We start from the raw sequence: 23868 nt of genomic DNA, 5'->3' as shown, positions 1-23868 counted from the left end.
TCAGATCCCCTCCTGGGCAGGGTAGTCGGCAGCCAGCTCGCCGTGGCGCAGCTCGACCATCCGTCGCCCGAAGGTCGCCGCGAGGCGATGGTCGTGGGTAGCGATCAGAACCGTGGTACCGACCTCCTGAAAAGAGGCAAAGAGCTGCATGATCTCGGCCGAGAGCTGCGGATCGAGATTGCCGGTCGGCTCATCGGCGAGCAGCACCGGCGGCCGATTGACCACAGCGCGCGCGATCCCGACCCGCTGCTGCTCCCCGCCGGAGAGCGTCGGCGGATAGGCCCGCTCTTTATCCAGCAACCCGACCTTATCGAGCGCGGCCCGCACCCGGCGCAGCCGCTCGCGATACGGCACCCCACTGATCACCAGCGGCAGCGCGACGTTATCGAGCACGGTTCGATCACGCAGCAGACGGTGGTCTTGGAAGGTCACCCCGATACGCTGACGCAGCAACGGCACACGGCGCTTCGGCAGCTGCGCGATATCGACCCCGGCGACCATCAACCGCCCCCCACTCAAACGCTCAAGGCGCGGGATCAGGCGCAACAGCGTACTCTTACCCGCTCCAGAGTGACCAGTGATGAAGACCAACTCGCCCTCGCCGATGAGCAGCGAGAGCCCGTGCAGACCGCTGCGCCCGCCCCGATACCGCTTGCTCACACGCTCGAAGTGGATCATTCAGTAGCCAATGCGGCCGCAAACTCCTTAGCGTCGAATGGGCGCAGATCCTCGACTCCTTCACCGACCCCGATATAGCGCACCGGCACACGCAGCCGTTGTGCAAGCGCCAACAACACCCCACCACGGGCGGTACCGTCGAGCTTGGTCACCACCAGTCCGCTGACCTGCACCGCCTCGCCAAACTTTTCAGCTTGCGCCAGGGCGTTTTGGCCGTTGCCGCCATCGAGCACTAACAGGGTCTCGTGGGGCGAGGCGGTATCCTGGCGCGCCAGCACCCGGCGAATCTTGCGCAGCTCCTCCATCAGATTGGCCTGAGTATGAAGCCGCCCGGCGGTATCGGCGATCAAGACATCGACCCCGCGCGCGCGCGCAGCCTCGTAGGCGTCGTAAACGACGGAGGCCGAGTCGGCTCCGGTCGACTGGGCGATCACCGGGCAATCGATCTGCTCGCCCCACTGCTTCAGTTGCTCGACGGCCGCGGCGCGGAAGGTGTCACCAGCGGCCAACATCACCGAGCGCCCCTCCTGCTGCAGGCGAGAGGCGAGCTTACCGATCGTCGTCGTCTTGCCAGCACCATTCACACCGACGGTAAGGATGACGAAGGGGCGCTTTGCGGCATCGATCCGCAGCGGCTGGGCGACCGGTTCAAGGACCTTAGCAATCTCCTCCTGCAGCCCCTCGAAGACGCTACTCCCGTCCTTGATCTCGGCGCGACCGAAGCGCTCCAGCAAACCGTTGAGCACCGTCTCGGTCGCCTCAATGCCGACATCGGCCGAGAGCAGACGCGCCTCCAACTCCTCAAGCATCTCATCGTCGAGACGCCTACGCCCAGAAAAGACCCCGGCCAGTCCATCGGTCAGGCCACTGCGGGTGCGTTTTAGGCTGTTGCGCAACCTGCCCATCAGGCCGCGGCGTTGCCCGGTACTCTGCTCGTCGCTCATCGGCTGTTCCGTCCTGAAGTCTGCGTTTTATCAAATTACGCGAAAAGCGCCGCCCTTTCAGGGCGGAGATGGAAGCACATTGCCCGCTAAGGCAATTGATACTAACATCTGACCGTGCGCAGGGGCACCGCGTGGCCGTCTGCTGTCATTACTGTCTGCTGTCATTAAAGTTTGCCAAAGGTATGGCTGGGGCGTGAGTCGGCGAAAAGCAGTAGGGATACGCATCGTGGGCGGGCGCTGGCGCGGTCGGCGCCTTCCGGTCCCGGCGGCAGCCGGGCTGCGCCCGAGCACTGATCGAACGCGCGAGACTCTGTTTAACTGGCTTGCCCCGGTCTTGCCGCAAGCCCACTGCCTCGATCTCTTCGCCGGCACCGGCATACTGGGCCTGGAAGCGCTCTCGCGCGGGGCGCACCGAACCCTCTTTATCGAACGCGATGCACGCATCGCCGGAGCGCTACAGCGCTGGATCGCGCAGCTTGAGGCGCCGGCCGCGGTGCAGATCGCGGATGCACTGCGCTTTCTAAGCGGCCGAGCGGAGCGTCGTTTCGATATCGTCTTCTTAGACCCACCGTACCGCAGCGGCTTGCTAGCCCCTACCCTCGAGGCCCTGTGCCAGGGCCATTGGCTTGCCCCTGGGGCAACGATCTATCTAGAGCACGGCGATAGCGAAGAGGAAGAGGTGCGACCGCCTACGCAGACCGAGCTTTTGCGCCAGGCCCACATCGGGCAGAGTCGATTGGCTTTACTGCGTGCTTGCCATGTTGCGGGTGAAGAGACCCCAGTCCGCCGCAAAGAGACACCCTGAACACTCCCCCACCGCACCATCAACCAGCCACTAGGAGCGCCCATGATCGCTGTCTATCCGGGGACTTTTGATCCGATCACCCACGGCCATACCGATCTGATTCAGCGCGGCGCCCGCCTCTTCGAGCGTCTAATCGTCGGGGTCGCCGCCAACCCCAGCCCCAATAAGCGGCCAGCGTTCTCCCTCGAAGAACGCTTGCAACTAGCCCGCGCTGCACTCAACGGTGCCGCTAACGTCGAAGTCGAAGCCTTCTCTACCCTGCTCGTCGACTTCGTCGATTACCACGGTGCTCAGGTGATCGTCCGCGGCCTCCGTGCCGTCTCCGACTTCGAGTACGAATTCCAACTTGCCAGCATGAACCGACAGCTGCGCGCCGAGGTTGAAACGGTCTTTTTGACCCCCTCTGAGCAGTACGCCTTTATCTCATCGAGCCTCGTCCGGGAGGTTGCCGCACTCGGCGGCGATGTCAGCCGCTTTGTCCACCCAACCGTTGCCGCGGCGCTGAAAGAGCGCGTCTGCCGCGTGTAGCGTTTTGATTGCAGTGAGCCGGGCCCGGCTAGCGCTGACACGCGCGACAAAACCAGGTGCTGCGCTGGGCAATCCGCACGGCAGTCAGCGCCCGCCCGCAGGCCGGGCACGTACCGCCGCCGTAAACGGCCAGCTGCGGAGTGAAGTAGCCGCGCCGCCCACTGCTGTCGATAAAATCACGCAGCGTTGTGCCGCCGACAGCCAAAGCGGCCTCAAGAACGGAGCGCACCGCCGCGACCAAACGCCGATACCGCGCTGCGGAGATCCGCGAGGCTGACCGATCGGGACGAATACCGGCACGATAGAGCGCCTCGTTGGCGTAGATATTGCCGATACCGACCACCACACGCGCATCCATCAGCAGCGCCTTGACGGAGATCCGCCGCGCTCGGGCACAACGGTAGAGGTAGTCGCCGGTGAAGGCCTCACTGAGAGGCTCGACACCGAGTTCACGCAGCAGCCGGTGCTCCTCGGCCACGCCCTCACCAGCGAGCAAAGAACCGAACCGTCGCGGGTCGTGCAACCGCAGCACCCGCCATACTGGCTGCACAGCGGGCGCCTCCACGGCACCTTGGCCTATCAACAGGTCGATATGATCGTGGCGGGCGGGCGGACAGGCAGGATCGAGCAAGCGCAGCGACCCGGACATGCCCAAGTGGACGGTTACCCAGGCCGCGTCGGAGAGCTCAAAGATCAGGTACTTGCCGCGACGGCGCAACGCAATGACGCACCTCCCGGCAACCCGCTCGTGTAAGTCGGCGGGGACCGGGTAGCGCAGTTGCGGCTGATAGACGTTCGCCCCACACAGAAAACGACCGCGTACGAACGGCTCCAGCCCGCGGCGGGTCGTCTCCACCTCGGGCAGCTCCGGCACGGCCGAGTGTCAGCGACTCAGCTAGGCGCAGACGCAGTTACTTGAGTTTCGATTCGCGATAGACGACGTGCTTGCGCACGACCGGGTCGTACTTTTTGAACTCAAGCTTATGCGGGGTGTTGCGCTTGTTCTTATCGGTCGTATAGAAGTGCCCAGTGCCGGCACTCGACACCAGCTTGATCTTCTCGCGTCCGCTCTTACCCGCCATTAGACTCTCTCCCCACGCGCCCGCATCTCGGCGAGCACTGTATCAATCCCGCGCTTATCGATCAGTCGCATCCCCTGGGTCGACAGCCGCAAGCGCACCCAGCGGTTTTCGCTCTCCACCCAGTAGCGATGGTAGTGTAGATTTGGCAGAAAACGGCGACGCGTCTTGTTGTTGGCGTGGGAGACGTTGTTCCCCGTAGCCGGACGCTTGCCGGTCACCTGGCAGACCTTGGACATGGTTACGCTCCTCAATACCGTAGACTCCGGCCGCCAGCCGGAAAAGGCGCATTTTATAGCAGTCTACGGCCGTTAGCGCAAGCACCAGTTGCCGCCGCCCCGCCAACCCCCTACGATTGCCGGTGCGCGGAACGGCGCATAAAACAATAGATCGGACTGAACCACTGCGCAGCACCGCTTGGGCACAGTGGGCCAGGAGGAGAGAGGAACAACATGCTAAACGGTGATACGGTGATCGACTCCACCCGTGTAAGCCCCGCTGGTGACAACAGCCTCGCTCGTGACAACATGGTGCAGAGTCAACTGCGCACCTGGCTCGTGCTCGATCCACGCACCCTTGCCGTCTTCGAGCAGATCCCGCGCGAGCACTTCGTCCCCGAGCGATTGCGCCGACTCGCCTACAGCGACCTACAGCTCCCTATAGGCAATGGTGAGGCGATGATGGAGCCACGCTTGGAGGGGCGGATGTTGCAAGCGCTCGCTCCACAACCCGGGGAACGGGCCCTCGAGATCGGCACCGGCAGCGGCTTCGTCACCGCCTGCCTGGCGCAGCTCTGCGGCTCAGTCACCAGCATCGAGATCGACCCGGAACTGCGCGCACAAGCACTCGAAAACTTGCGCACAGCCCGCAGTGAGGCGCGCATCGACGTCCTGGAGGGCGACGCTGTCACCGGCTGGCGCGATGGCCAGCGCTATGATGTGATCGCGGTCACCGGCTCGCTGCCGAGCCTGCATCGCGGCTTCCACGGCTCGCTGGTGATCGGCGGTCGCCTCTTTATGATCGTGGGCACCCCACCGGTCATGGAGGCACTGCTCATCACCCGCACCGGACAGCACGCCTGGACGTGCGAAAGCCTCTTTGAGACCAGTCTGCCGCCGCTGCGCGGGGCGCAACAGGCTACGCAGCCGGCCACGCAGCAGGCGCTCGTCCTCTAGCCGTGACCCAACCGCAGCCAACCGAGCACAACACCCGGCAAACCGGCGGGCGCGCGACGCCCGCCGACGACCGGCTGTTGCGGGCAGCCTTCTTTCATCCGCGCTACTGGGGAACGTGGCTGCTGCTTGCCGTTCTGCGCCTCAGCGTGCTGCTGCTGCCACGGCGCGGCCGGTCGGCGCTCGGCACCGCTTTGGGTGCGGTCGGCTGGCACCTGGCCCGGGAGCCGCGGGCAACCACGCTGCGCAACCTTGAGCTCTGTTATCCGCAGCTGACACCGCGTGAGCGCACCGCTTTAGCGCGTGAAACATTCCGCCACTTGGGCCTCGGAGTTTTCGAGATCGCGACCGCTTGGTGGGCGACTGAGCAGGAGATCGCCTCGCTCTACGAGATCATCGGGCGCGAACATCTCCAGGCGGCGCAGGTGGCGGCACAAGAGGAGGGGCGCGGCGTCCTGCTGCTCTCGGCCCACATGATTGGGCTCGAGATCAGCGGGGCGATGCTCAATCAGCTGATCGACTTCAAGGCCCTCTATCGCGAAGACCGTAACCCGCTGATCGCCACCGTGGTCCGCCGCGCCCGTCGCCGACGTATCGCCGGCGTGATTTCGAACCGCGATATGCGGGCAATGCTGCGCGCCCTGAACCACGGCGAGACGATCTGGTACGCTCCCGATCAGAACATCAGCCCGCGGCGGGGCGGTCTCTTTGCCCCCTTTTTCGGGATTGCTGCGGCCACCACCCCGGCTGGAGCCCGCCTGGCTGAACGCACCGGCTGTCTGGTGTTACCGTACTACCCCAAGCGACTGCCCGATGGGCGCTATCAGCTCATCTTCGAGCCCCCGCTGGAGCCCTTCCCGGCTGCTGGCGAGGATCTCGAAGCCGCCACAGCACGCGTCAACGCCCTGATCGAGCACTGGGTCAGAGCACAACCGGAGCAATACTTTTGGGCGCACAAGCGCTTTAAGAGCCGCCCACCCGAGACCCCTCGACGCTACTAGGCGACCGACTAAAAGATCACTATGCTACGAACCCTCTACACTGCACTGCTCTACGCCCTCTCACCGGCGGTCATCCTCTGGCTGCTGCGCACTTCGCAGCGCCGTGGCGGCACCCGGATGCTGCGCGAGCGCCTTGGCTACTACCGAACCCCGCAGTTCGAGCGCCCGGTGTGGCTCCACTGCGCCTCGGTCGGTGAGGTGCGCACGGCCGCCCCGCTGATCCGTGCGCTGCAGCGTCAGCGCCCCGATCTGCCCATCCTGCTCACCACCGCGACGGCCACCGGCGCTGAGACCGCAGTCCGCAAACTGCCCACAACGGTGCAGCACGTCTATCAGCCACTCGACTGGCCAGGAGCCGTGAAGCGCTTTTTGCGCACACATCGCCCTCGCCTCGGGGTCATTCTCGAGACCGAGATCTGGCCCAATCTCTACTATCTGAGCAAGCACCACCGAGTCCCACTCATCCTGGCCAACGCTCGACTCTCGTCGCGCTCGCTCAACGCCCCAGCCCTCGCCCGACAGCTACAGCGCTCCGCCCTGGCCCGCGTCGATGTCGTCCTAGCACGCAGCACCGAAGATGCCAAGCGCTTCAGCAAACTCGGCGTCGACCCGGCCCACATCCGCACCCTCGGCAGCCTCAAACTGGCGCCCCCCGATCCGGATCAGTTGCCGATCGAGCCTCTCGATCTAGACGGTCGCGCGACGATCGTCGCCGCCTCGACCCACGACGATGAAGAGCTGCGCATCGCCCAAGCCTGGGCCAAGGCCCGCAGCGAGCGACAAGTGCCGAAGCTGCTGGTGATCGTTCCACGCCACCCGGAACGAGGCCCGGGGATTCGCGACGTCTTGCGCCGGGCCGGTTTTCAGGTCGCTCTACGTTCGGCTGGCGAGACCCACAGCGATGCTGAGATCTACATCGCCGATACGCTCGGCGAACTGGAGATGCTGATGGCCGCTGCCGAGGTGGTGATCATCGGCGGCTCACTGATCGAGCGCGGCGGCCAGAACCTCGTCGAACCGGCCCGCCTCGGCCGCCCGATCCTCTTCGGCCCGCACATGGAGAACTTTGCCGAAGAGGCCGAGCGGCTGCGCGCCGCCGGCGGCGCGCAGCGCTTCCTTGATGAGACCGACCTGCAGCAAGCGCTGATCGAACTCTTCCGCGACCCGCAGGCCCGCCGCGAGCTCGGTGAGCAAGCGGCGGCCACGGTCACAGCCGCCCAAGACATCACTGCACTCTACACCGATGCGCTTTTGCGGCAGTTGCGTGACTGAGTCGACGGCGGTTACCCCTCGCGGTGGTACTGCACCACCCGCTCGACCTCGTTTTTAGAGCCGAGAATGACGCCGGCGCGCTGGTGGATCTCCTCGGGTGCAATGTCCAGGATCCGCTCGCGCCCGGTCGAGCTCAAGCCGCCGGCCTGCTCGACGATGAGGCTCATCGGGTTGGCCTCGTACATCAAACGCAGGCGCCCGGCCTGTCCCTTGCTCTTGATCCGCTCATCGACCGGGTACATGAAGATGCCGCCGCGGGTCAGGATGCGGTGGACTTCGGCGACCATCGAGGCGACCCAGCGCATGTTGTAGTCCTTGCCCAGCGGCCCCTTCTTGCCCGCCAAGCACTCGTCGATATAGCGCTTCACCGGTGGCTCCCAGAAGCGGCTGTTCGAGGCGTTGATGGCAAACTCAGCCGTATCGGCAGGAATCTGGACATCTTTGCGAGTCAACACAAACTCACCAAAGTCCTTATTCAGAGTAAACATCTGCACACCGTGACCACGTGTAGCAAAGACCATGGTGGTTGAGGGGCCGTAGAGGCAGTAGCCGGCGGCGATCTGTTCGGTACCCGGTTTGAGGAAATCCTCGGTACGCGGTTCACCTACCCCCTCGGGGGCACGCAGGATGGAGAAGATGGTGCCGACCGAGATGTTCACGTCGATATTCGAGGAGCCATCGAGCGGATCGGCCAAGATCAAGTAGCGGCCACGCGGGGCGTTAGGAGGAAGGTGGTAGACCTCTTCCATCTCCTCGGTGACCAGTGCGGCAATGTGGCCGTTATGGGCCAGCGCCTCGATAAAGATATCGTTGCTGACGATATCGAGCTTTTTTTGCGTCTCGCCCTGCACGTTCTCCGAGTCGGCCGAGCCAAGCATACCAATCAGATCACCCTTGTTGACCAGGTCAGAGATCCGCTTACAGGCAACGGAGACGTCGTTGAGCAGGCCGGTGAACTCGCCGGTCGCCTCGGGCAGGGTGCGTTGCGTCTCGATAATGTAGTTGGTCAGCGTTGTGCCGATGTACATACGCGGCTTCCTCCTGGCTATTATTGTGAGCAACTTGTTCGCGTGCCAGTCTAGCAAACTCGCGCTCGACAGAACCGGGCGTTAAGCTTATGGATCCGTGGGGTAGTCTGTTATCGGCGCGGCCGGCACCGCTCACACCGGCGGCCAAACAGAGCACAGCGATGCAGCTGCACTGCTCGCGACACGACAACAAGGGATCTTCGAAAGAGTCCAGTCACGACCACTCCTTTCAACAGGTTAGCAAGTCAGAAGCGGGGTTTTTCGGAGCGCCCCAAAACAGCACGATAAGAACGAGAGAGCGCCATGCCTAAAAATGCACTCTACGCCCAGTCGGGGGGGGTCTCCGCGGTCATCAACGCCAGCGCCTGGGGGGTGATCGAGGCGGTACGCGCCCACCCTGCACACTTCGGTACCTGCTTTGCCGCCCGCAACGGCATCCTCGGCGTCCTCGAAGAGGAGATTTTCGACCTCGACGAGGAGGATCCGCTGACCCTCGCCGCTCTCCGCCACACCCCCGGCGGTGCCTTCGGCTCGTGCCGCTTCGACTTAGGGGACCCGGAGAAGGATCGGGTCCAGTACGAGCGCCTTGTCGAGGTCTTCCAGGCGCACGATATCGGCTACTTTTTCTACAACGGTGGCGGCGGCTCGATGGACACCGCCTTGAAGGTCGCCCGCATGGGCGAGGTGATGGACTATCCGATCACCGCCGTTGGGGTACCGAAGACGATCGATAACGACTTGCCCTTGACCGACGCCTGCCCCGGCTTCGGCTCGGCGGCTAAGTTTATTGCCACGGTGGTGCGCGAGGCGAGCCTCGATGTCGAGTCGGCCCACACCAGCTCGACCCGGGTCTTTATCATCGAGGTGATGGGGCGCCACGCTGGCTGGCTGGCGGCAGCCGCGGCTCTAGCCCAGGAGTACGATGGGCGCCCGCCGATGCTGATCCTCTTCCCCGAAGTCCCCTTCGATCAGGCGCGCTTCTTGACCCATCTGCAGATGGCGGTCCACTGCCACGGCTACTGCGTCGTCGTCGCCGCTGAGGGGCTGAAAAACCCCGACGGTTCCCTCTTCTCGGTGGCACAGAACCACGACGTCTACGCCTATACGCAACTCGGCGGGGTGGCCCCGCGGCTCGCCGAGCTGATCCGCGCCGAGACCGGGCATAAACTGCACTGGTCGGTGGTCGACTACGTCCAGCGCGCCGCCCGTCACCTCGCCTCGCGCGTCGATGTCGAACAGGCGTATGCAGTCGGGCGGGCAGCAGTGGAGGGGGTGGTCGCTGGGCAGCACAGCTTCGTGCCGATGATCCGGCGCCTGAGCAACGTCCCCTATCGCTGGTCGATTGAGCCCGTTCCGCTGGAGGCGGTCGCCAATATCGAGCGCGGCATGCCCGAGGAGCACATCTCGCCGGACGGCTACGGCATCACCGCCGCCTGCCGTGAATACTTACGCCCACTGATCGGCGGCGAGGACTACCCGCCCTTTGAAGGCGGGCTGCCGTGCTATCCGCGGATTCAAGGGGTGCTACGCCCGCAACGCTGCCCGCCGCTGCACGCCGACTCACTCTATTAACGGCGCTGCAGCAGGGCGTAGTAGAAGCCGTCGGTATCGGCCGGATCGCCCGGCAGCAGCTGGATGCCAGCACCGGTGGCGTGGCCATACGCCGGCAGGGGCAGGGCCTCGGCCTCGGGGTGCTCAGCGAGAAAGCGCGCTACGACCTGCTCGTTCTCATCAGGGAGCAGCGAACAAGTCGCGTAGAGCAGCTGACCGCCGGGGGCGAGCACCTGCCACAGCGCCTCAAGCAAGCGCCGCTGCGCCTGAGCTTGGCGTGCGGCGTCGGCCGGTTCGCGCAACCATTTGATATCGGGGTGACGGCGGATTACGCCGGTGCCGGTGCACGGCGCATCGAGCAGCACCTTATGGTACGGCCGACCGTCCCACCACTGACTCAGCACCGCCGCGTCGGCGGCCCGGCAGTCGGCGCTCAGACCGGCGCGCTCTAGGTTCTCAACGACCTGCCGCAACCGCCGCGCGGAGCGATCGAGTGCGGTCAACTCGCTCTCCGGACAGCGCTCCAGCAGGTGCACGCTCTTGCCTCCGGGGGCGGCACAGGCATCGAGCAGCCGCTCCCCCGGCTGCGGATCGAGAAATTCGGCGGCCAATTGCGCCGCCTCATCCTGCACCGCAACCCGCCCACGCGCAAAGCCGGGCAGCGTCTCGACCCGACACGGCTGCTCCAGGCGCAGTGCGCTCGCCGCCAAGCCCCCCGGATGAGCGAGGTGCCCCGCCGCTGCCAGCTCCTCTTGAAAAGCCTGCCGCGTCCCTTGCGCTAGATTGACGCGCAGCGTCAGCGGCGGATGGCGATTGCTCGCCTCGACCACCTGCTGCCATTGCACCGGCAACGCTTGCGCTAAGCGCTCGAGCAGCCAACCTGGAAAGGCCCAGCGGATCTCGGGGTCGGCGGAACCAGTCGGATCGATGGGATCGGTGGGATCGGTGGGATCGGTGGGATCGGCGGCAGCGGCACAACCGGCATTAGCACCAGAGTCAGAGGCAGGGGCGAGGGCAGGATCGGCATCACCGGTCTTTGGGGACGGCCGCTGTTGCGAGTGCCGTTGCTGCAAGCGTCGCAGCACGGCGTTGACCAAGCCGGCGGCGCGCGGACGCTGCAGGGCGCGGGCGGCGGCGACCGCCTCCGAGACAGCGGCATGCGGCGGGGTCGACAGTCCGCGGGCCTCCCATGCACCGAGAATCAACAGGGCGCGCAGGCGGCTATCGCGCCGCCAATCTTGCCGCGGGGTGAAGGCCGCCACAGCGGCCTCAAGCTGCGGCAGCCAGCGCAACGCCCCGTAGAGCAGCGCCTGAATCAGCGGCTGATCGGCAGATCGTATCTGCCCGGCACAACGCGACCACGCCTCATCGAGGCTCTCGCGCTGGCGCAAGATGCGCTCGAGGATCCGCGCGGCGACGACACGCGGTGGCGCCCCGCTCAAAGGAGCGACGCCCCGACCTGCAGGTGCCGACCTTGGCCATTGAGATAGTCGGCCGCCGCCTGCTCGCGGCCGCCGGGCGGCTGCAGCCGGGTGATCCAGAGCCGATCGTGCGCCGTCGACACGGCGATCCCAGCGCGCTCCAGGGCGACGATACGCCCCGGTTCATCGGCCGCCTCTCCCGCACCAACCTGCGCGGCACAGACGCGCACCGTCGTGTCGTCGTCGATACGCAGCCGCGCCCCCGGCAGCGGCGCCAACGCGCGCACTTGGCGCTCCAACTCAGCGGCCGGGCGCTGCCAATCGAGCCAGCTGTCGGCGGCAGTCAGCTTGGCGGCGTAGGTCGCTTCCCCCTCCTCTTGCGGCACCGGCGTCAACTCCCCGGCGACGATCGCCGGCAAGTGCTCAAGCAGCAGTTGGGCGCCGATCTCCGCGAGCCGGTCGTGCAGACTCCCGCCGGTCTCCTCGGGATCGATCGGGGTGCGCGCCCACGCCAGCATGTCGCCAGTATCGAGCCCGGCATCCATGCGCATCAACGTCACCCCGCTCTCCGGATCGCCGGCCATCAGGGCGCGCTGAATCGGAGCAGCGCCGCGCCAGCGCGGCAGCAGCGAGGCATGGATGTTGATACAGCCGCAGCGCGGTATCGCCAGCACCCGCTGCGGCAAGATCTGCCCGTAGGCCACCACCACCATGAGATCGGGGGCCAGCTCTTCAAGCTGCACGGCCTCCGCCTCACCGAGGCGCTCGGGCTGATAGACCGGTAGCCGGTGCGCGTCGGCTAGGCGCTTCACCGGCGGTGGGGTCAGCTTGCGCCCCCGTCCGGCACGCCGGTCAGGCTGGGTGAAGACAGCCACAGGCGGCCACTCGGCCGCCAGCAGGGCGGCGAGGGCGGGAACGGCAAAGTCGGGGGTTCCGGCGAACAGGAGTCGCGGTCTACTCATCGGGTTTCAACTACTCTATGCATCAGGGCTGCGCATCAGGGCTGCGCATCAGGGCTTACGCATCAGCCGCGCTGCGCTCGCGCTTTTCAAGGCGCTTGCGCACCCGCTTGCGCTTAAGCTCGGAGAGATAGTCGACAAAGAGGCGGCCGTCGAGGTGATCGATCTCGTGCTGAATGCAGACCGCCAGCAGCCCATCGGCCTCCCCTTCGTAGACTTGACCATCGCGATCGCGGGCCGAATAGCGGATCTCGGCGGCGCGGATGACGTCGTCGTAGTAGCCGGGGACCGAGAGACAGCCCTCTTCGCGCTTGATCTCACCGCGCGCCTCAAGCACCTGGGGGTTAATCAACACCTGCGGTTGATCGCGCGCCTCGGAGATATCGAGCACCACCACGCGCCAGCCCACTCCGACCTGCGTCGCAGCCAGACCGATACCGGAGCAGTGGTACATCGTCTCAATCAGATCGTCGACCAGCTGTTCGATCTCGGCATCGACAGCGGTGACCGGCTGTGCCACCTCGCGCAGCCGCGGGTCAGGGAAGGTTAAGATTTCACGTAGTGCCATTGCGGTGATCGCTTGCTGTTCTAGAACTATTATCATACGCTACCGGCGATTGAATCGACACCCTGCCCTCTTCAGGCTGACCTCGGGCAGGCGCTGAGCTCACATCAAGCCCACCCTGGGCCCGCACAAGGATCGTGCCGCATGTCTCAACCCCGTGCTCTACCGTCGAGCGGCCTCGACCCGCTCTTATCGACCCTCGCCCTGGCTCGCGTTCCTGGCCTTGGCCCACGCGCTTGGCTGCGCCTGCACGAGGCCTTTGGCGAACCCGCCGCGGTACTCACCACCTCGCGCACCAACCTACGGGCGATCGGCCTGCCGCGGCCGATCGTCGAGGGGATCCTCGCCCCGAACTGGCCGGCGGCCAAGGCCGATGCGGCGTGGCTCCACGGCGGCAGCGCGCGCCATCTGCTAACACTTGGCGCGCCAGGTTATCCGCCGCTGCTCGGCGAGATCCCCGACCCCCCCCCGCTATTGTTCGTTTGCGGCGCCCGCGCAATGCTCGACCGGCCGCAGATCGCCATCGTCGGCAGCCGCCACGCCAACGCCGCCGGCTGCGAACTGGCTTACGAATTGGCGCGCGCGCTTACCGCCGCCGGCTGGACCGTCACCAGTGGCCTGGCATTAGGCATCGATGCCGCCGCCCACCGGGGCGCCCTGGATGCCGGGGGCACCACTCATGCCGTGATTGCCACCGGTCCCGATCGCGTCTATCCGGCCCGTCACCGCGCCTTGCGCGAAGCGATCATCGCCAGCGACAACGGCACCGTCCTCGGCGAAAACCCACCCGGGGTCGGCCCCCGCGCCGGGCTCTTCCCGCGGCGCAATCGCCTGGTAAGCGGCCTTAGCCACGGCGTGGTGGTGATCCAGGCCGGGCGGCAAAGCGGCGCATTGATCACAGCGCGCTGCGCTGCTGAGCAGGGCCGCGAGGTCTTTGCCGTGCCCGGCTCGATTCACGACCCGCTCGCCCGCGGCTGCCACAGTCTGCTGCGCGAGGGGGCTAAACTAGTCGAGTCGGTCCACGATATCCTTGAGGAGTTGCCGACAGCGCACGATATTCGCTACGCAGAAGCCACGCCCGGCGGCGACAACAACACGATCCCCTCACCTCCACCTAGCGCGACTATTGAAGATCCGCGGCAGGTGCATGTACTGAACGCCCTCGGCTATGATCCGGTGGCGATGGATACGATCTTAAAACGAACCGGATTGACGCTCGATCAGGTTTCCGCCATCCTGCTAGCTATGGAGCTAAAAGGCATGGTGACTGCGGTGCCGGGTGGCCGGTACCAGCGGCGCGGGCCAGAGGTCTAGAAATGAAGCAAAATGTCTTCGAAGTCTTGATGTACCTGTTTGAGAACTATCTCTATAACGATGAGGAGCCGGAGGATCGTGACTCGCTCGAAGATGAGCTGCACGAGGCTGGCTTCAGCGGCCTAGAGATACGCAAGGCCTTCGAATGGCTCGACGCCCTGGCGGATTCGCGGGTGCTCTCCGTTTCGCCGTCGGGGACACCCTCCATCCGCCTCTTCGGCGAACCTGAGTTGGTGCGCCTGGACACGGAGACGCGTGGGTTCATTGTCTACCTTGAGCAGGTCGGCATCCTCACGCCAGAGAGCCGCGAGTTGGTCTTAGACCGCATCCTAGCCCTCGACGATCACGAGGTCGACCTGGACACGGTGAAGTGGGTCATCCTGATGGTGCTCTTCAACCGCCCCGGCGAGGAAGAGGCCTACAGCTGGATGGAGAACCTGATGTTCGACGTCCCGACCCACCTCGTCCACTAGAGGCGCGCAGCGGCGACCTGCCCCTTCTCGGGGCCACGGCCAGGGCCGTATAGCCGCGGGTCGACGGTTGCTTTGCCACTCGCCTACCTCTATGGTTTGCCCTCCAATCCAGCCTCTATTGAAGCGTTCGCATGGGTAAGAGCCTCGTTATCGTCGAATCGCCGGCCAAGGCGCGCACTATCAACAAATACCTCGGCAGCAGCTTCGAGGTTATGGCCTCCTACGGCCATGTTCGGGACCTGGTGCCTAAAGAGGGTGCCGTCGATCCTGAACACGGCTTCGCCATGAAATATGCGCCGATCGACAAGAATCAACGCCACGTCGAGGCGATCGCCAAGGCGATTCGCGGGGCCGAGGCGCTCTACCTGGCGACCGACCCCGATCGCGAAGGCGAGGCGATCTCTTGGCATCTAGTCGAGCTGTTGCGCGATCGGGGGCTGCTAGAGGACAAGCCGGTCTATCGCGTCGTCTTCCACGAGATTACCCAAGGGGCGATTCGCGAAGCGATGGCGCACCCGCGCGTGATCTCCGCGGAACTCGTCAACGCGCAGCAGGCGCGGCGGGCCCTCGACTACCTCGTCGGTTTCAACCTCTCGCCGCTGTTATGGCGCAAGATCACCAGTGGACTCTCCGCCGGACGCGTGCAGAGTCCGGCGCTGCGCATGATCTGCGAGCGCGAGGAGGAGATCGAGCGCTTCGAGCCACAAGAGTACTGGACCATCGAGGGGGATGCGGCCAAGGCGCAGCAATCGTTCTCCGCCAAGCTCGCCCTCTTGGCCGGCGAGAAGGTCAAGCAGTTCACCATCACCGACGAGCAGCGCGCCCGCGAGGTCGAGACGCAGCTGCGCGCCGCCGCCTTCGCTCAGGCGCAGCAAGACCTCTCGCCGCCCTTTGCCGAGGTCACTGCAGACGCCCCCAACGACGGCAGCCACGTCATCGGGCAGCTGCGCGTCGTCAATGTCGAACGCAAGCAACGACGCCGCAACCCGGCCGCCCCTTTTATCACCTCGACTTTGCAGCAAGAGGCTTCGCGCAAACTCGGCTTCACCGCCAGTCGCACCATGCGCATCGCGCAGCAGCTCTACGAGGGCATTGACGTCGGCGAAGGCGCTGCCGTCGGTCTTATCACTTACATGCGGACCGACTCGGTCAGCCTCTCACAAGAGGCCGTCGCCGAGATGCGCGAGGTCATCGCCGAGCGCTACGGCAGTGACAAGCTGCCGAGCAAACCGCAAACGTATAAGACGCGCTCGAAGAATGCGCAGGAGGCGCACGAAGCCATTCGTCCGACCTCGGCAGCGCGCCACCCGGAGAAGCTGCGCGGTCAGCTCTCCAGTGATCAGTATCGACTCTACGAACTGGTCTGGAAGCGTGCCGTGGCCTGTCAGATGAAGCACGCCACCATTAACACTGTGGCCGTCGACCTCGCTGCCGACGTCGAGGCTCAGCACCTGCTGCGGGCGACCGGCTCGACCGTCGCCGACCCCGGCTTTATGGTCGTCTACCGGGAGGGGACCGACGACACCCCACCCGGCAAAGAGAAGGACGAAGCGGGCGAAAAGTTTCTCCCCGAACTCAGCGAGGGTGAGCGCGTGCCGCTCTACGCCATCCGCCCGGAGCAGCACTTTACCGAGCCCCCACCCCGCTACACCGAGGCGAGCTTGGTACGCACCCTCGAAGAGCACGGCATCGGCCGCCCTTCGACCTACGCCTCGATCATCTCAACGCTACAGCAGCGCAATTACGTCGAGATGGATGGGAAGCGCTTCATCCCGACCGACATCGGCCGCACCGTCAATAAGTTCCTCACCGAACACTTCGATCGCTACGTCGATTACGACTTTACCGCCCGGCTTGAGGACGATCTCGATGCCATCTCGCGTGGCGAACGCGAGTGGGTACCGGTCCTTGAGGCGTTCTGGCAACCGTTTAGCGAGCGGGTCGAGGAGAAGAAAGGCGTCTCGCGTCAAGAGGCGGTACAGGCGCGTGAGCTCGGTACCGACCCGAAGAGTGGCAAGCCGGTTACGGTGCGCATCGGGCGCTACGGCCCCTTTGCGCAACTCGGCTCTAAGGAAGATGAAGAGAAGCCGCGCTTTGCCGGCCTGCGCCCTGGACAGAGCATCGATACCATCACCCTCGATGAGGCCTTGGTCCTCTTTCAGCTGCCGCGCGATATGGGCGAGACCGAAGAGGGGGAGGAGATGCAGGTCAATATCGGCCGCTTCGGCCCCTACGTCCGCTTTGGCGGCAAGTTCGCCTCTATCCCTAAAGGGGAAGACCCCTACACCATCACTCGCGAGCGCGCCCTAGAGTTGGTGCGCGAGAAGAAGGTCGCCGATGCCAATCGCACCATCCACGATTTTGGCGACGGCATCCGCGTCTTACGGGGTCGCTACGGTCCCTACGTAACCAACGGCGAGAAGAACGCCAAGATCCCTAAGGAGCGCGAGCCTGAGAGCCTCACCCACACCGAGTGCTTAGAGCTGATCGCCAACGCCCCGGAGCGGAAGGGGCGCCGGGGGGGGAGCACCGCCAAGGGCGCCAAAAGCTCGACCGCCGGCAAGGCCAGCAAGACGGGCGCGACTAAGGCCAGCACAACTAAGAAAAGCACCAAGAGCACCAGCAAAAGCACCACCAAGAGCACCAAGAAGAGTGCAGCGGCGCAGGAGGGCAGCAGCGAAGGTGGCACCGGCGCGGCAGCCACGCCAGCGAAGCGGACGACCACTGCCGCAAAAGGCAGCGCATCTAAGGGCAGCGCTTCCAAGAGCACTAGCAGCGCTACTAGCACACCGAAGAGCGGCAGCAAGCGCAGCAGCGCCAAGACGCCCGTCACCTCCTCCTCCTAGCCCGCCTCTGGTTACTAGAGGCTACCGAGGCGATCGGCGATACGCAGTCCGCTCAGCGGCCCCGAGTAGCCGCGCCCGGCAACCATCACCTTAAACCGCTCGCCCATATCACCCGGGTGCGTCAACCGGTGGATCGCCTGGGCGATCACGACGCGCTCGCGCGCATCCTCGATCGTCTCAAGCTGCGGCCGGGCCAACTCGGCCAACCCCGCCCCGACCAGAAACGGCCCTTGTGGGGCGTAACCGAGCACATCGAGTTCAGCAGCGCGCAGCGCCTCGGCCAGCGCGCTGAAATCGACAAAGGCGGTAATATCTTGCAGCCCGGGGTAGAAGAAGGGGTCGTCGTGGGCGTGGTGGCGGTAGTGGCAAATCAGGGTGCCGCGACGGCGCTCAGGTAGGTAGTACTCCCGCCGCGGATAGCCGTAGTCAATCCACAACATGACCCCGCGCTCAAAGGCCTCTGCAAGGCCACGAATAAAGGCCGGCAGGCGAGTACAGACCTCTGAGACGTAGCCATCCGGAAAGGGGGCCATGCCCTCTTCGAGACGCTCGACGGCCGCGCGAAGCTCCTCTGCGGCGGGCAGCTCGCGCCAGACCAAACGCCCCTCCTCGACCCCGACCCCCAACTCTCGAATTGCCCCGTCGCGCCGGACAAAGCGCTTAACCGGCAGCGCATCCAAGACCTCGTTCGCCACCCAGATCCGGTTTCCGGTCGGCTCCGGTAACGCCTCAAGCCACTCGATGCGGGCGCCGATCGCCGCATCGCACGCCGCCAGCGTGCGCTCCTGTTCTGCGCGCAAGGCGCCGCTGACCTCAAGCATCCGCCAGCGCTGCGGCAAGGCATCGAGGGCGGCCAATTCGGTCAGGGTATCGGCGGCCAAACGCCCCGAACCGGGGCCGAGTTCGATCACTTCACCGCCGCCGAGATGGGCTAAGATCTCGGCAATCTGGTGCGCCAAAGTGCGCCCGAAGAGCGGCGTCAACTCCGGAGCAGTGGCAAAGTCGCCGCCGCTGCCGAAACGAGCCGCACCTCCGCGATAGTAGCCAAGCTGCGGCTCGTAGAGCGCCCGCTCCATGAAGCAGTCGAAGGGGATCGCCCCGCCGGCAGCATCAATGGCCGTGCAAAGGCGCTCGTGCAATTCGGCGCTCGCGGCACGGGCGGCGGTATCGGGTTGCGGAAGTGTTTTGTTCGTCGACATCACGCAGCAGTATCCGCATCGCGACCGCTAGGCGCAAGCCTGCGCCCCCAGCCCAACGGCACAGCAATGGGCCGATAGCACCAACCGGTGGCACTGTCAGGTTAGTCGGTGATACCGCTCGATGGCGCCAGTGCGCGCTGCCGTGCCCCCCTTGCAAGCTGCAGCGCAGCACGGGAGACTAGCAAAATTCAACCGCACAGCTATTGAAGCCACTAACTATGCTTGATGTCGCACTCGTGATTATTGGCTACCTCGTCGGCTCGATCTCGTCGGCCATCGTGATCTGTCGCCTACTGCGCCTTGGCGACCCACGCCAAGACGGCTCGGGCAATCCGGGAGCCACCAACGTGCTGCGCCTTGCTGGCAAGGGCCCCGCTGCAGCGACCCTAGCTGGCGATTGGCTCAAGGGCACACTACCCGTCGTCTTGGCCTGGGCACTCACCGGCGACCCAGTGATCGCCGCCGCCACTGGTCTTGCGGCCTTTTTCGGGCACCTCTATCCGCTCTATTTCCGTTTCCAGGGCGGCAAGGGCGTCGCTACCGGACTCGGCGTCCTCCTCGCCTGGTCACCGGTCGCACTCGGTGCAGCTGCACTGACTTGGTTGGCCGTGGCTGCAGCCTTTCGCTACTCCTCGCTGGCAGCAATCGTCGCCTTTGCCATGGCACCGATCTACGTGATGTGGCAGACCGAGGCACCGGTGCTGTGGGCTGCCACCGCGATCCTGGCCGTTGCCAGCATCTGGCGTCACCGCGAAAACATCGTCCGCTTGGCCACAGGTGAGGAGGGACGTATCGGCGGCCGCTCTTCGGAGTGACGGCCAAACGCGCCCCTAGACTGGATGGGTATACCAACTTCCACTGCTGAAACTGGTCGCCGCTTTCGACTGCACTTCGCCGCACGCGCCTTGCGCCAGGGTGGCGTTATTGCCTATCCGACCGAGGCCGTATGGGGCCTCGGCTGCAACCCCTGGAGCCAGCAGGCCGTCTCTTCACTTCTCGCCCTTAAAGGGCGCTCCGCCACTCAAGGACTCATCGTAATCGCTGCCACCCTGGCCGACCTCACCCCCTTCATGCCCCCCCTGCCCGCGGCGACCATCGAGCCAGCCCAACGCACTTGGCCGGGTCCAGTCACCTGGATCGTCCCAGCGGCACCAACCGTGCCCGAATGGCTCACCGGCGGACGCGCCACCGTCGCTGTTCGCGTCACCGCACACCCGCAGGCCGCTGCCCTGTGTCGGGCCTTCGGCGGAGCGATCGTCTCAACAAGCGCTAACCCAACCCGCTGCCGCCCCGCGCGCAGTGCCTCACAGGTGCGCTGCTACTTCGGCGAGCGCATCGCAGCCCTGCTTCCCGGTCCGCTCGGTGGACTCGAGCGCCCAACACCGATCTACGATCTGTCCACCGGCAGGCAGCTGCGCGCTTAAGGCGGCGGGCGCCCTCGCGCGCAGGCTTTTGCTAAAATATTCCCCATGACGGACTCACCAGGCTCACCACCACCCGCGCCCACCCATCCCTCTGGACGCAGCCAAGGGGGTCGGCGCAAGAGGGGGCTCGGCCGGAAAAGCCGCCGACAATCGCTCCCTCTCTACCACCCGCGGTACTGGCCAACCGGGGCAGCGCTCGTTCTGCTGCGTCTACTGGTCGTGTTACCGTGGCCGCTGCTGATGCCCCTAGCCGATCTCTTGGGCACCCTCCTGTGGGCGCTGATCCTGACACGCCGACGGATCGTCCGGGTCAATCTCACTATTGCCTTTCCCGAGCAAACACCGGCGGCGCGCCGTCGCCTAGAGCGTGCGCACTTTCGTAGTGCGACTCGGGGGCTCTTCGAGGGCGGGGTTGCTTGGTGGCTGTCGGATCGACGGATCGCCGGACGTTACGCCCTTTACGGATTGGAACACCTAGAGGAGGCACGACGCCGTGGCCGCGGGGTTATCTTACTAGCCGCCCACTACACCAGTGTAGAGATGGGAACGAAAATCCTAGGTCGACACATTGAGGCATTCTATCCGGTCTACAAGCCGGCGAAGGATCGCCTCTTCGATGCCGAGATGCTGCGTGTCCGTCGTGCCGCGGTGACCGGGATGCTGCATAACGAGGACATGCGCGGGATTCTGCGTGTGCTGCGCAGCAACGGCGTGGTTTGGTACGCGCCCGATCAAGACTTTGGCAGCCGTAGCGGGGTCTTCGCCCCCTTTATGGGCGCCCCAGCGATGACCCTGACTATGACTGGGCGACTGGCCCAGGCTTCAGGAGCGGCCGTCGTACCGGTACGCTATGAGCGTCGCCCTGGCCCCTTCTGGCACGTCGAAATGCTCCCCGCGCTTGCCGACTTCCCCTCTGGAGACGAGGTGACCGATGCAGCACGGGTCAATGCGTTGATCGAAGAGCAGGTCGAACGTGCTCCGGAGCAGTATCTGTGGCTCCACCGGCGTTTCAAGACACGCCCCGACCCGGACGCGCGCTCCCCTTACAGCAGCGGCTGACTGAACGACTCCTTGCTGAACCGTTGGGGCCGTTCGAGCGGCATGCGGGAGCTCAATTTGGGCAAGAAGCGGCCGGCTTATGCAGCGAACCTCAGAGAACTAGACAATTTTCGCGTGCTCGGTCAGAATCCGGGCAGGATCGCAGAGAGGAAGGGTGAGTACCGCGCATGCCGAAGTTGCTTGTTCTCCACGGCCCCAACCTCAGCCGACTAGGCCAACGTGAGCCTGAGCGCTACGGGCAGACGACACTCGCCGCGATCAATCAGCGTCTACAGAGGCTGTGTGAAGCTGCTGAGATCGACTTCGAGGCCGTGCAGTCGAACCACGAAGGCGAGCTAATCGATTACATCCACGCTGCCGCCGACGAGGGAGTGGGCTATATCGTCATCAATCCCGCTGCGCTCACCCACACCAGCATCGGCTTGCGCGATGCGCTGCTTGCTGTCCAGATTCCCTTCATCGAGGTCCACCTATCCAACATCCACGCTCGCGAGTCCTTCCGCCAACGCTCTTACCTCGCCGATGTAGCACAGGGGGTGGTTAGTGGCTTGGGGGCAGAGGGCTACGAGCTAGCAGCCCGTGCAGCTATTCGGCGCATGGGAGGGTAAGATACTAAACAAAGGGCGCCATTAACATGGATATTCGAAAGATTAAACGCCTAATCGAGCTGCTCGAAGAGACCGGGGTCCACGAGATCGAGATTGCCGAAGGCGAGGAGTCGGTACGGATCACCCGCAATCCACCGCAGCCGGCTGCGCCTACCGCCTACGCTGCGCCCCCCCCATCGCCAATGCCACAGTACGCAGCACCGCCAGCGCCTGCTGCCGCGAGCGAGCAGACGGCAGCGGGATCTGAGAACCAGGGTGGCGGTTCGGCGGAACCAGAGCCGGAAGGGGATCCGGTCCGATCGCCGATGGTCGGTACCTTCTATCGCTCACCATCGCCGACGGCCAAGGCCTTTGTCGAGGTCGGACAGCGGGTTCGCGCTGGTGATACGCTCTGTATCATCGAGGCGATGAAGATGCTCAATCAGATTGAGGCCGACCGGGATGGCGTCGTAACCGCGGTGCTGGTCGAGAACGGCCAGCCTGTTGAGTATGATCAACCGCTCTTCTTGATCGCCGACTGAGTACTGGCCATGCAAAAGATTCTGATCGCCAACCGCGGCGAGATCGCCTTACGTATCTTGCGGGCCTGCCGCGAACTCGATATTCGCAGCGTTGCCGTCCACTCCGCCGCTGACCGCGAGCTTAAGCATGTGCGTTTAGCGGATGAGTCGGTCTGCATCGGACCGAACAGCGTTACCGAGAGCTATCTGAACATCCCGGCACTGATCGCGGCCGCCGAGGTGACTGACTCGACCGCAATCCACCCTGGGTACGGCTTTCTCTCCGAAAGCGCCGACTTTGCCGAGCGGGTCGAGCAATCTGGCTTCATCTTCATCGGCCCCCCCCCGGGATGTATTCGCACGATGGGGGATAAGGTCTCGGCCATTCAAGCAATGAAGGAGACAGGCGTGCCGTGCGTGCCCGGCTCAGGAGGGCCGATCCCGGAGGACGATCCCGACGAGGCGCTACGCATTGCTGCCACGATCGGCTACCCGATCATGATCAAGGCGGCAGCTGGCGGCGGCGGACGCGGCATGCGCGTGGTTCGCAGCGAAGCGGCGTTGCTCAATGCGATCTCCTTAACCCGTAACGAGGCGCAGAACGCCTTTGGCGATAGCACCGTGTACATGGAGAAGTACCTGGAAAAACCGCGACATATCGAATTCCAAGTGCTCGCCGATCGTCACGGCAACGCTATTCACCTCGGGGAGCGCGACTGCTCCATGCAGCGTCGCCATCAAAAAGTCGTCGAGGAGGCCCCGGCTCCGGGGATTACCGAAGCGCAGCGCCAAGAGATCGGCGAGCGGTGTGCCGAAGCGTGCCGGCAGATGGGCTATGTCGGCGCCGGCACCTTCGAGTTCCTCTATGAAAAGGGCGAATTCTACTTTATCGAGATGAACACGCGCATCCAGGTCGAGCATCCAGTGACGGAGATGGTCACCGGGTGCGACCTGGTCGCTGAGCAGATCCGGGTTGCCGCTGGCGAACCGCTGAGCTGGCGCCAGGATGAGATCCGGATTCAGGGTCACGCCGTCGAGTGCCGGATCAATGCCGAAGACCCGAAGACACTCATGCCGTGTCCTGGGACGATCGACCACTTTCACGCCCCAGGGGGCCCCGGGGTACGCTTAGACTCTCACGTCTATACCGGTTACACCGTGCCCCCTTACTACGACTCAATGATCGGGAAGCTGATCACCCACGGAGCGAACCGGGAAAGCGCGCTAGCGCGGATGCGTACAGCGCTATCGGAGATCGTCATCGGTGGCATTCGTACCAATGTTTCGTTGCAACAGGACATCATCGCGGATGCTGCATTCCGTACCGGTGGCACCGATATCCACTACCTGGAGAAGAAGCTGGCACTCGACTGAGGTGCGGACAGCGAAAGGGGCGCGTATGCCGGTATTGATGGCGAGTGGCTGGCCGAGTAGGCTGGCCC

The 23868-nt window shown here is 64.7% G+C and carries 25 protein-coding genes; 15 read left to right on the top strand and 10 right to left on the bottom strand.

From position 1 onward, the window contains the following. A complete protein-coding gene (ftsE, locus tag CKO15_RS03725) occupies positions 1 to 678 on the bottom strand; it encodes a cell division ATP-binding protein FtsE (protein WP_200192648.1) in 678 nt (225 codons plus the stop codon). Continuing rightward, positions 675 to 1622, bottom strand: a complete 948-nt coding sequence (ftsY, locus tag CKO15_RS03720) for a signal recognition particle-docking protein FtsY (protein WP_200192646.1) — start codon at positions 1620 to 1622, stop codon at positions 675 to 677. The genes ftsE and ftsY overlap by 4 nt, the downstream gene beginning before the upstream one ends. Positions 1623 to 1815: 193 nt before the next feature. On the opposite strand from ftsY, the gene rsmD reads away from it, so the two are divergent. Next, on the top strand, positions 1816 to 2427 hold the full coding sequence (gene rsmD, locus CKO15_RS03715) for a 16S rRNA (guanine(966)-N(2))-methyltransferase RsmD (RefSeq protein WP_338035985.1): 612 nt from the start codon (positions 1816 to 1818) through the stop codon (positions 2425 to 2427). A gap of 42 nt (positions 2428 to 2469) precedes the next feature. Further along, on the top strand, positions 2470 to 2955 hold the full coding sequence (coaD, locus tag CKO15_RS03710; RefSeq protein ID WP_200192644.1) for a pantetheine-phosphate adenylyltransferase: 486 nt from the start codon (positions 2470 to 2472) through the stop codon (positions 2953 to 2955). A 28-nt stretch (positions 2956 to 2983) separates the two neighbouring features. Here the strand turns inward: coaD and mutM are convergent, their stop codons facing one another. The 3 genes from mutM to rpmB are packed head-to-tail and all read right to left on the bottom strand — an operon-like array spanning position 2984 to position 4273. Continuing rightward, positions 2984 to 3829, bottom strand: a complete 846-nt coding sequence (gene mutM, locus CKO15_RS03705; protein ID WP_200192642.1) for a bifunctional DNA-formamidopyrimidine glycosylase/DNA-(apurinic or apyrimidinic site) lyase — start codon at positions 3827 to 3829, stop codon at positions 2984 to 2986. A gap of 37 nt (positions 3830 to 3866) precedes the next feature. Continuing rightward, positions 3867 to 4037 (bottom strand): 50S ribosomal protein L33, encoded by a 171-nt coding sequence (gene rpmG, locus CKO15_RS03700; RefSeq protein WP_200192640.1) that lies wholly within the window; start codon positions 4035 to 4037, stop codon positions 3867 to 3869. Beyond that, positions 4037 to 4273: a 50S ribosomal protein L28 gene (rpmB, locus tag CKO15_RS03695; protein ID WP_200192638.1), complete on the bottom strand. Its 237-nt coding sequence runs from the start codon at positions 4271 to 4273 to the stop codon at positions 4037 to 4039. The genes rpmG and rpmB overlap by 1 nt, the downstream gene beginning before the upstream one ends. Before the next feature lie 213 nt (positions 4274 to 4486). On the opposite strand from rpmB, the gene CKO15_RS03690 reads away from it, so the two are divergent. From CKO15_RS03690 to CKO15_RS03680, 3 genes are read left to right on the top strand one after another with little or no spacing between them, the layout of a single operon-like run. After that, on the top strand, positions 4487 to 5209 hold the full coding sequence (locus CKO15_RS03690) for a protein-L-isoaspartate O-methyltransferase family protein (RefSeq protein WP_200192636.1): 723 nt from the start codon (positions 4487 to 4489) through the stop codon (positions 5207 to 5209). A 2-nt stretch (positions 5210 to 5211) separates the two neighbouring features. Next, on the top strand, positions 5212 to 6207 hold the full coding sequence (locus tag CKO15_RS03685; protein ID WP_200192634.1) for an LpxL/LpxP family acyltransferase: 996 nt from the start codon (positions 5212 to 5214) through the stop codon (positions 6205 to 6207). A gap of 21 nt (positions 6208 to 6228) precedes the next feature. Next, complete coding sequence (locus CKO15_RS03680) at positions 6229 to 7479, top strand: 3-deoxy-D-manno-octulosonic acid transferase (RefSeq protein ID WP_200192632.1); 1251 nt, start codon at positions 6229 to 6231, stop codon at positions 7477 to 7479. Between the two features lie 11 nt (positions 7480 to 7490). Here the strand turns inward: CKO15_RS03680 and CKO15_RS03675 are convergent, their stop codons facing one another. Continuing rightward, positions 7491 to 8507 carry a class 1 fructose-bisphosphatase gene (locus CKO15_RS03675; protein WP_200192629.1) on the bottom strand — a complete coding sequence of 339 codons (1017 nt, stop codon included), beginning with the start codon at positions 8505 to 8507 and terminating at the stop codon, positions 7491 to 7493. A 303-nt stretch (positions 8508 to 8810) separates the two neighbouring features. On the opposite strand from CKO15_RS03675, the gene CKO15_RS03670 reads away from it, so the two are divergent. Then, positions 8811 to 10079: a 6-phosphofructokinase gene (locus CKO15_RS03670; protein ID WP_200192627.1), complete on the top strand. Its 1269-nt coding sequence runs from the start codon at positions 8811 to 8813 to the stop codon at positions 10077 to 10079. Here CKO15_RS03670 and rsmB read toward each other — a convergent pair. Genes rsmB through def form a run of 3 tightly spaced genes read right to left on the bottom strand, consistent with a single transcriptional unit; the run spans position 10076 to position 13006 of the window. Next, positions 10076 to 11500, bottom strand: coding sequence for a 16S rRNA (cytosine(967)-C(5))-methyltransferase RsmB (gene rsmB, locus CKO15_RS03665; protein WP_200192625.1), 1425 nt, complete (start codon positions 11498 to 11500; stop codon positions 10076 to 10078). The genes CKO15_RS03670 and rsmB overlap by 4 nt on opposite strands. Continuing rightward, complete coding sequence (gene fmt, locus CKO15_RS03660) at positions 11497 to 12441, bottom strand: methionyl-tRNA formyltransferase (protein ID WP_200192623.1); 945 nt, start codon at positions 12439 to 12441, stop codon at positions 11497 to 11499. The genes rsmB and fmt overlap by 4 nt, the downstream gene beginning before the upstream one ends. A 55-nt stretch (positions 12442 to 12496) precedes the next feature. After that, on the bottom strand, positions 12497 to 13006 hold the full coding sequence (gene def, locus CKO15_RS03655) for a peptide deformylase (protein ID WP_200192621.1): 510 nt from the start codon (positions 13004 to 13006) through the stop codon (positions 12497 to 12499). A 141-nt stretch (positions 13007 to 13147) separates the two neighbouring features. Between def and dprA the strand changes: the two genes are divergently transcribed. The 3 genes from dprA (at position 13148) to CKO15_RS03640 (ending at position 17636) form a co-directional block, all read left to right on the top strand. Beyond that, positions 13148 to 14317 (top strand): DNA-processing protein DprA, encoded by a 1170-nt coding sequence (dprA, locus tag CKO15_RS03650; protein WP_200192619.1) that lies wholly within the window; start codon positions 13148 to 13150, stop codon positions 14315 to 14317. 2 nt (positions 14318 to 14319) lie between these two features. Then, positions 14320 to 14790, top strand: coding sequence for a Smg family protein (locus CKO15_RS03645; RefSeq protein ID WP_200192617.1), 471 nt, complete (start codon positions 14320 to 14322; stop codon positions 14788 to 14790). A gap of 131 nt (positions 14791 to 14921) precedes the next feature. Then, entirely contained in the window at positions 14922 to 17636 is a 2715-nt protein-coding gene (locus CKO15_RS03640; protein ID WP_200192615.1) for a DNA topoisomerase I, read from the top strand. A gap of 14 nt (positions 17637 to 17650) precedes the next feature. Here CKO15_RS03640 and CKO15_RS03635 read toward each other — a convergent pair whose 3' ends face one another. Continuing rightward, entirely contained in the window at positions 17651 to 18835 is a 1185-nt protein-coding gene (locus tag CKO15_RS03635; protein WP_200192613.1) for a class I SAM-dependent methyltransferase, read from the bottom strand. A gap of 218 nt (positions 18836 to 19053) precedes the next feature. Here CKO15_RS03635 and plsY point away from each other — a divergent pair, with 218 nt between their 5' ends. The 6 genes from plsY (at position 19054) to accC (ending at position 23800) form a co-directional block, all read left to right on the top strand. Then, on the top strand, positions 19054 to 19650 hold the full coding sequence (gene plsY, locus CKO15_RS03630) for a glycerol-3-phosphate 1-O-acyltransferase PlsY (RefSeq protein WP_200192611.1): 597 nt from the start codon (positions 19054 to 19056) through the stop codon (positions 19648 to 19650). Between the two features lie 24 nt (positions 19651 to 19674). Continuing rightward, the gene (gene tsaC / locus CKO15_RS03625; protein WP_200192609.1) at positions 19675 to 20259 is read left to right on the top strand and encodes an L-threonylcarbamoyladenylate synthase type 1 TsaC; all 585 of its coding nucleotides are present in this window, start codon (positions 19675 to 19677) and stop codon (positions 20257 to 20259) included. 45 nt (positions 20260 to 20304) lie between these two features. Continuing rightward, a complete protein-coding gene (locus CKO15_RS03620) occupies positions 20305 to 21318 on the top strand; it encodes a lysophospholipid acyltransferase family protein (RefSeq protein ID WP_200192606.1) in 1014 nt (337 codons plus the stop codon). A gap of 167 nt (positions 21319 to 21485) precedes the next feature. Beyond that, the gene (gene aroQ / locus CKO15_RS03615) at positions 21486 to 21926 is read left to right on the top strand and encodes a type II 3-dehydroquinate dehydratase (RefSeq protein ID WP_200192604.1); all 441 of its coding nucleotides are present in this window, start codon (positions 21486 to 21488) and stop codon (positions 21924 to 21926) included. A gap of 26 nt (positions 21927 to 21952) precedes the next feature. After that, positions 21953 to 22447, top strand: a complete 495-nt coding sequence (gene accB, locus CKO15_RS03610) for an acetyl-CoA carboxylase biotin carboxyl carrier protein (RefSeq protein ID WP_200192602.1) — start codon at positions 21953 to 21955, stop codon at positions 22445 to 22447. 9 nt (positions 22448 to 22456) lie between these two features. Next, positions 22457 to 23800, top strand: a complete 1344-nt coding sequence (accC, locus tag CKO15_RS03605; protein ID WP_200192600.1) for an acetyl-CoA carboxylase biotin carboxylase subunit — start codon at positions 22457 to 22459, stop codon at positions 23798 to 23800. Positions 23801 to 23868 lie beyond the last annotated feature (68 nt).

The organism is Halorhodospira abdelmalekii (genome assembly GCF_016583625.1).
GTDB classification, from domain to species: domain Bacteria; phylum Pseudomonadota; class Gammaproteobacteria; order Nitrococcales; family Halorhodospiraceae; genus Halorhodospira; species Halorhodospira abdelmalekii.
The sequence above is the reverse complement of the archived record's forward strand: the minus strand, read 5'-3'. Positions and strand labels throughout refer to the sequence as shown.

Excerpts from the sequence above, each read along its gene's own strand:
- CKO15_RS03680 (WP_200192632.1), top strand. The coding sequence starts at position 6,229 with ATGCTACGAACCCTCTACACTGCACTGCTCTACGCCCTCTCACCGGCG.
- accB (WP_200192602.1), top strand. The coding sequence starts at position 21,953 with ATGGATATTCGAAAGATTAAACGCCTAATCGAGCTGCTCGAAGAGACC.
- aroQ (WP_200192604.1), top strand. The coding sequence starts at position 21,486 with ATGCCGAAGTTGCTTGTTCTCCACGGCCCCAACCTCAGCCGACTAGGC.
- fmt (WP_200192623.1), bottom strand. The coding sequence starts at position 12,441 with ATGAGTAGACCGCGACTCCTGTTCGCCGGAACCCCCGACTTTGCCGTT.
- ftsE (WP_200192648.1), bottom strand. The coding sequence starts at position 678 with ATGATCCACTTCGAGCGTGTGAGCAAGCGGTATCGGGGCGGGCGCAGC.
- coaD (WP_200192644.1), top strand. The coding sequence starts at position 2,470 with ATGATCGCTGTCTATCCGGGGACTTTTGATCCGATCACCCACGGCCAT.
- CKO15_RS03620 (WP_200192606.1), top strand. The coding sequence starts at position 20,305 with ATGACGGACTCACCAGGCTCACCACCACCCGCGCCCACCCATCCCTCT.
- CKO15_RS03640 (WP_200192615.1), top strand. The coding sequence starts at position 14,922 with ATGGGTAAGAGCCTCGTTATCGTCGAATCGCCGGCCAAGGCGCGCACT.
- rpmG (WP_200192640.1), bottom strand. The coding sequence starts at position 4,037 with ATGGCGGGTAAGAGCGGACGCGAGAAGATCAAGCTGGTGTCGAGTGCC.
- tsaC (WP_200192609.1), top strand. The coding sequence starts at position 19,675 with ATGGGTATACCAACTTCCACTGCTGAAACTGGTCGCCGCTTTCGACTG.
- CKO15_RS03675 (WP_200192629.1), bottom strand. The coding sequence starts at position 8,507 with ATGTACATCGGCACAACGCTGACCAACTACATTATCGAGACGCAACGC.
- dprA (WP_200192619.1), top strand. The coding sequence starts at position 13,148 with ATGTCTCAACCCCGTGCTCTACCGTCGAGCGGCCTCGACCCGCTCTTA.
- accC (WP_200192600.1), top strand. The coding sequence starts at position 22,457 with ATGCAAAAGATTCTGATCGCCAACCGCGGCGAGATCGCCTTACGTATC.
- CKO15_RS03690 (WP_200192636.1), top strand. The coding sequence starts at position 4,487 with ATGCTAAACGGTGATACGGTGATCGACTCCACCCGTGTAAGCCCCGCT.
- CKO15_RS03635 (WP_200192613.1), bottom strand. The coding sequence starts at position 18,835 with ATGTCGACGAACAAAACACTTCCGCAACCCGATACCGCCGCCCGTGCC.
- rpmB (WP_200192638.1), bottom strand. The coding sequence starts at position 4,273 with ATGTCCAAGGTCTGCCAGGTGACCGGCAAGCGTCCGGCTACGGGGAAC.
- ftsY (WP_200192646.1), bottom strand. The coding sequence starts at position 1,622 with ATGAGCGACGAGCAGAGTACCGGGCAACGCCGCGGCCTGATGGGCAGG.
- CKO15_RS03645 (WP_200192617.1), top strand. The coding sequence starts at position 14,320 with ATGAAGCAAAATGTCTTCGAAGTCTTGATGTACCTGTTTGAGAACTAT.
- def (WP_200192621.1), bottom strand. The coding sequence starts at position 13,006 with ATGGCACTACGTGAAATCTTAACCTTCCCTGACCCGCGGCTGCGCGAG.
- CKO15_RS03670 (WP_200192627.1), top strand. The coding sequence starts at position 8,811 with ATGCCTAAAAATGCACTCTACGCCCAGTCGGGGGGGGTCTCCGCGGTC.
- plsY (WP_200192611.1), top strand. The coding sequence starts at position 19,054 with ATGCTTGATGTCGCACTCGTGATTATTGGCTACCTCGTCGGCTCGATC.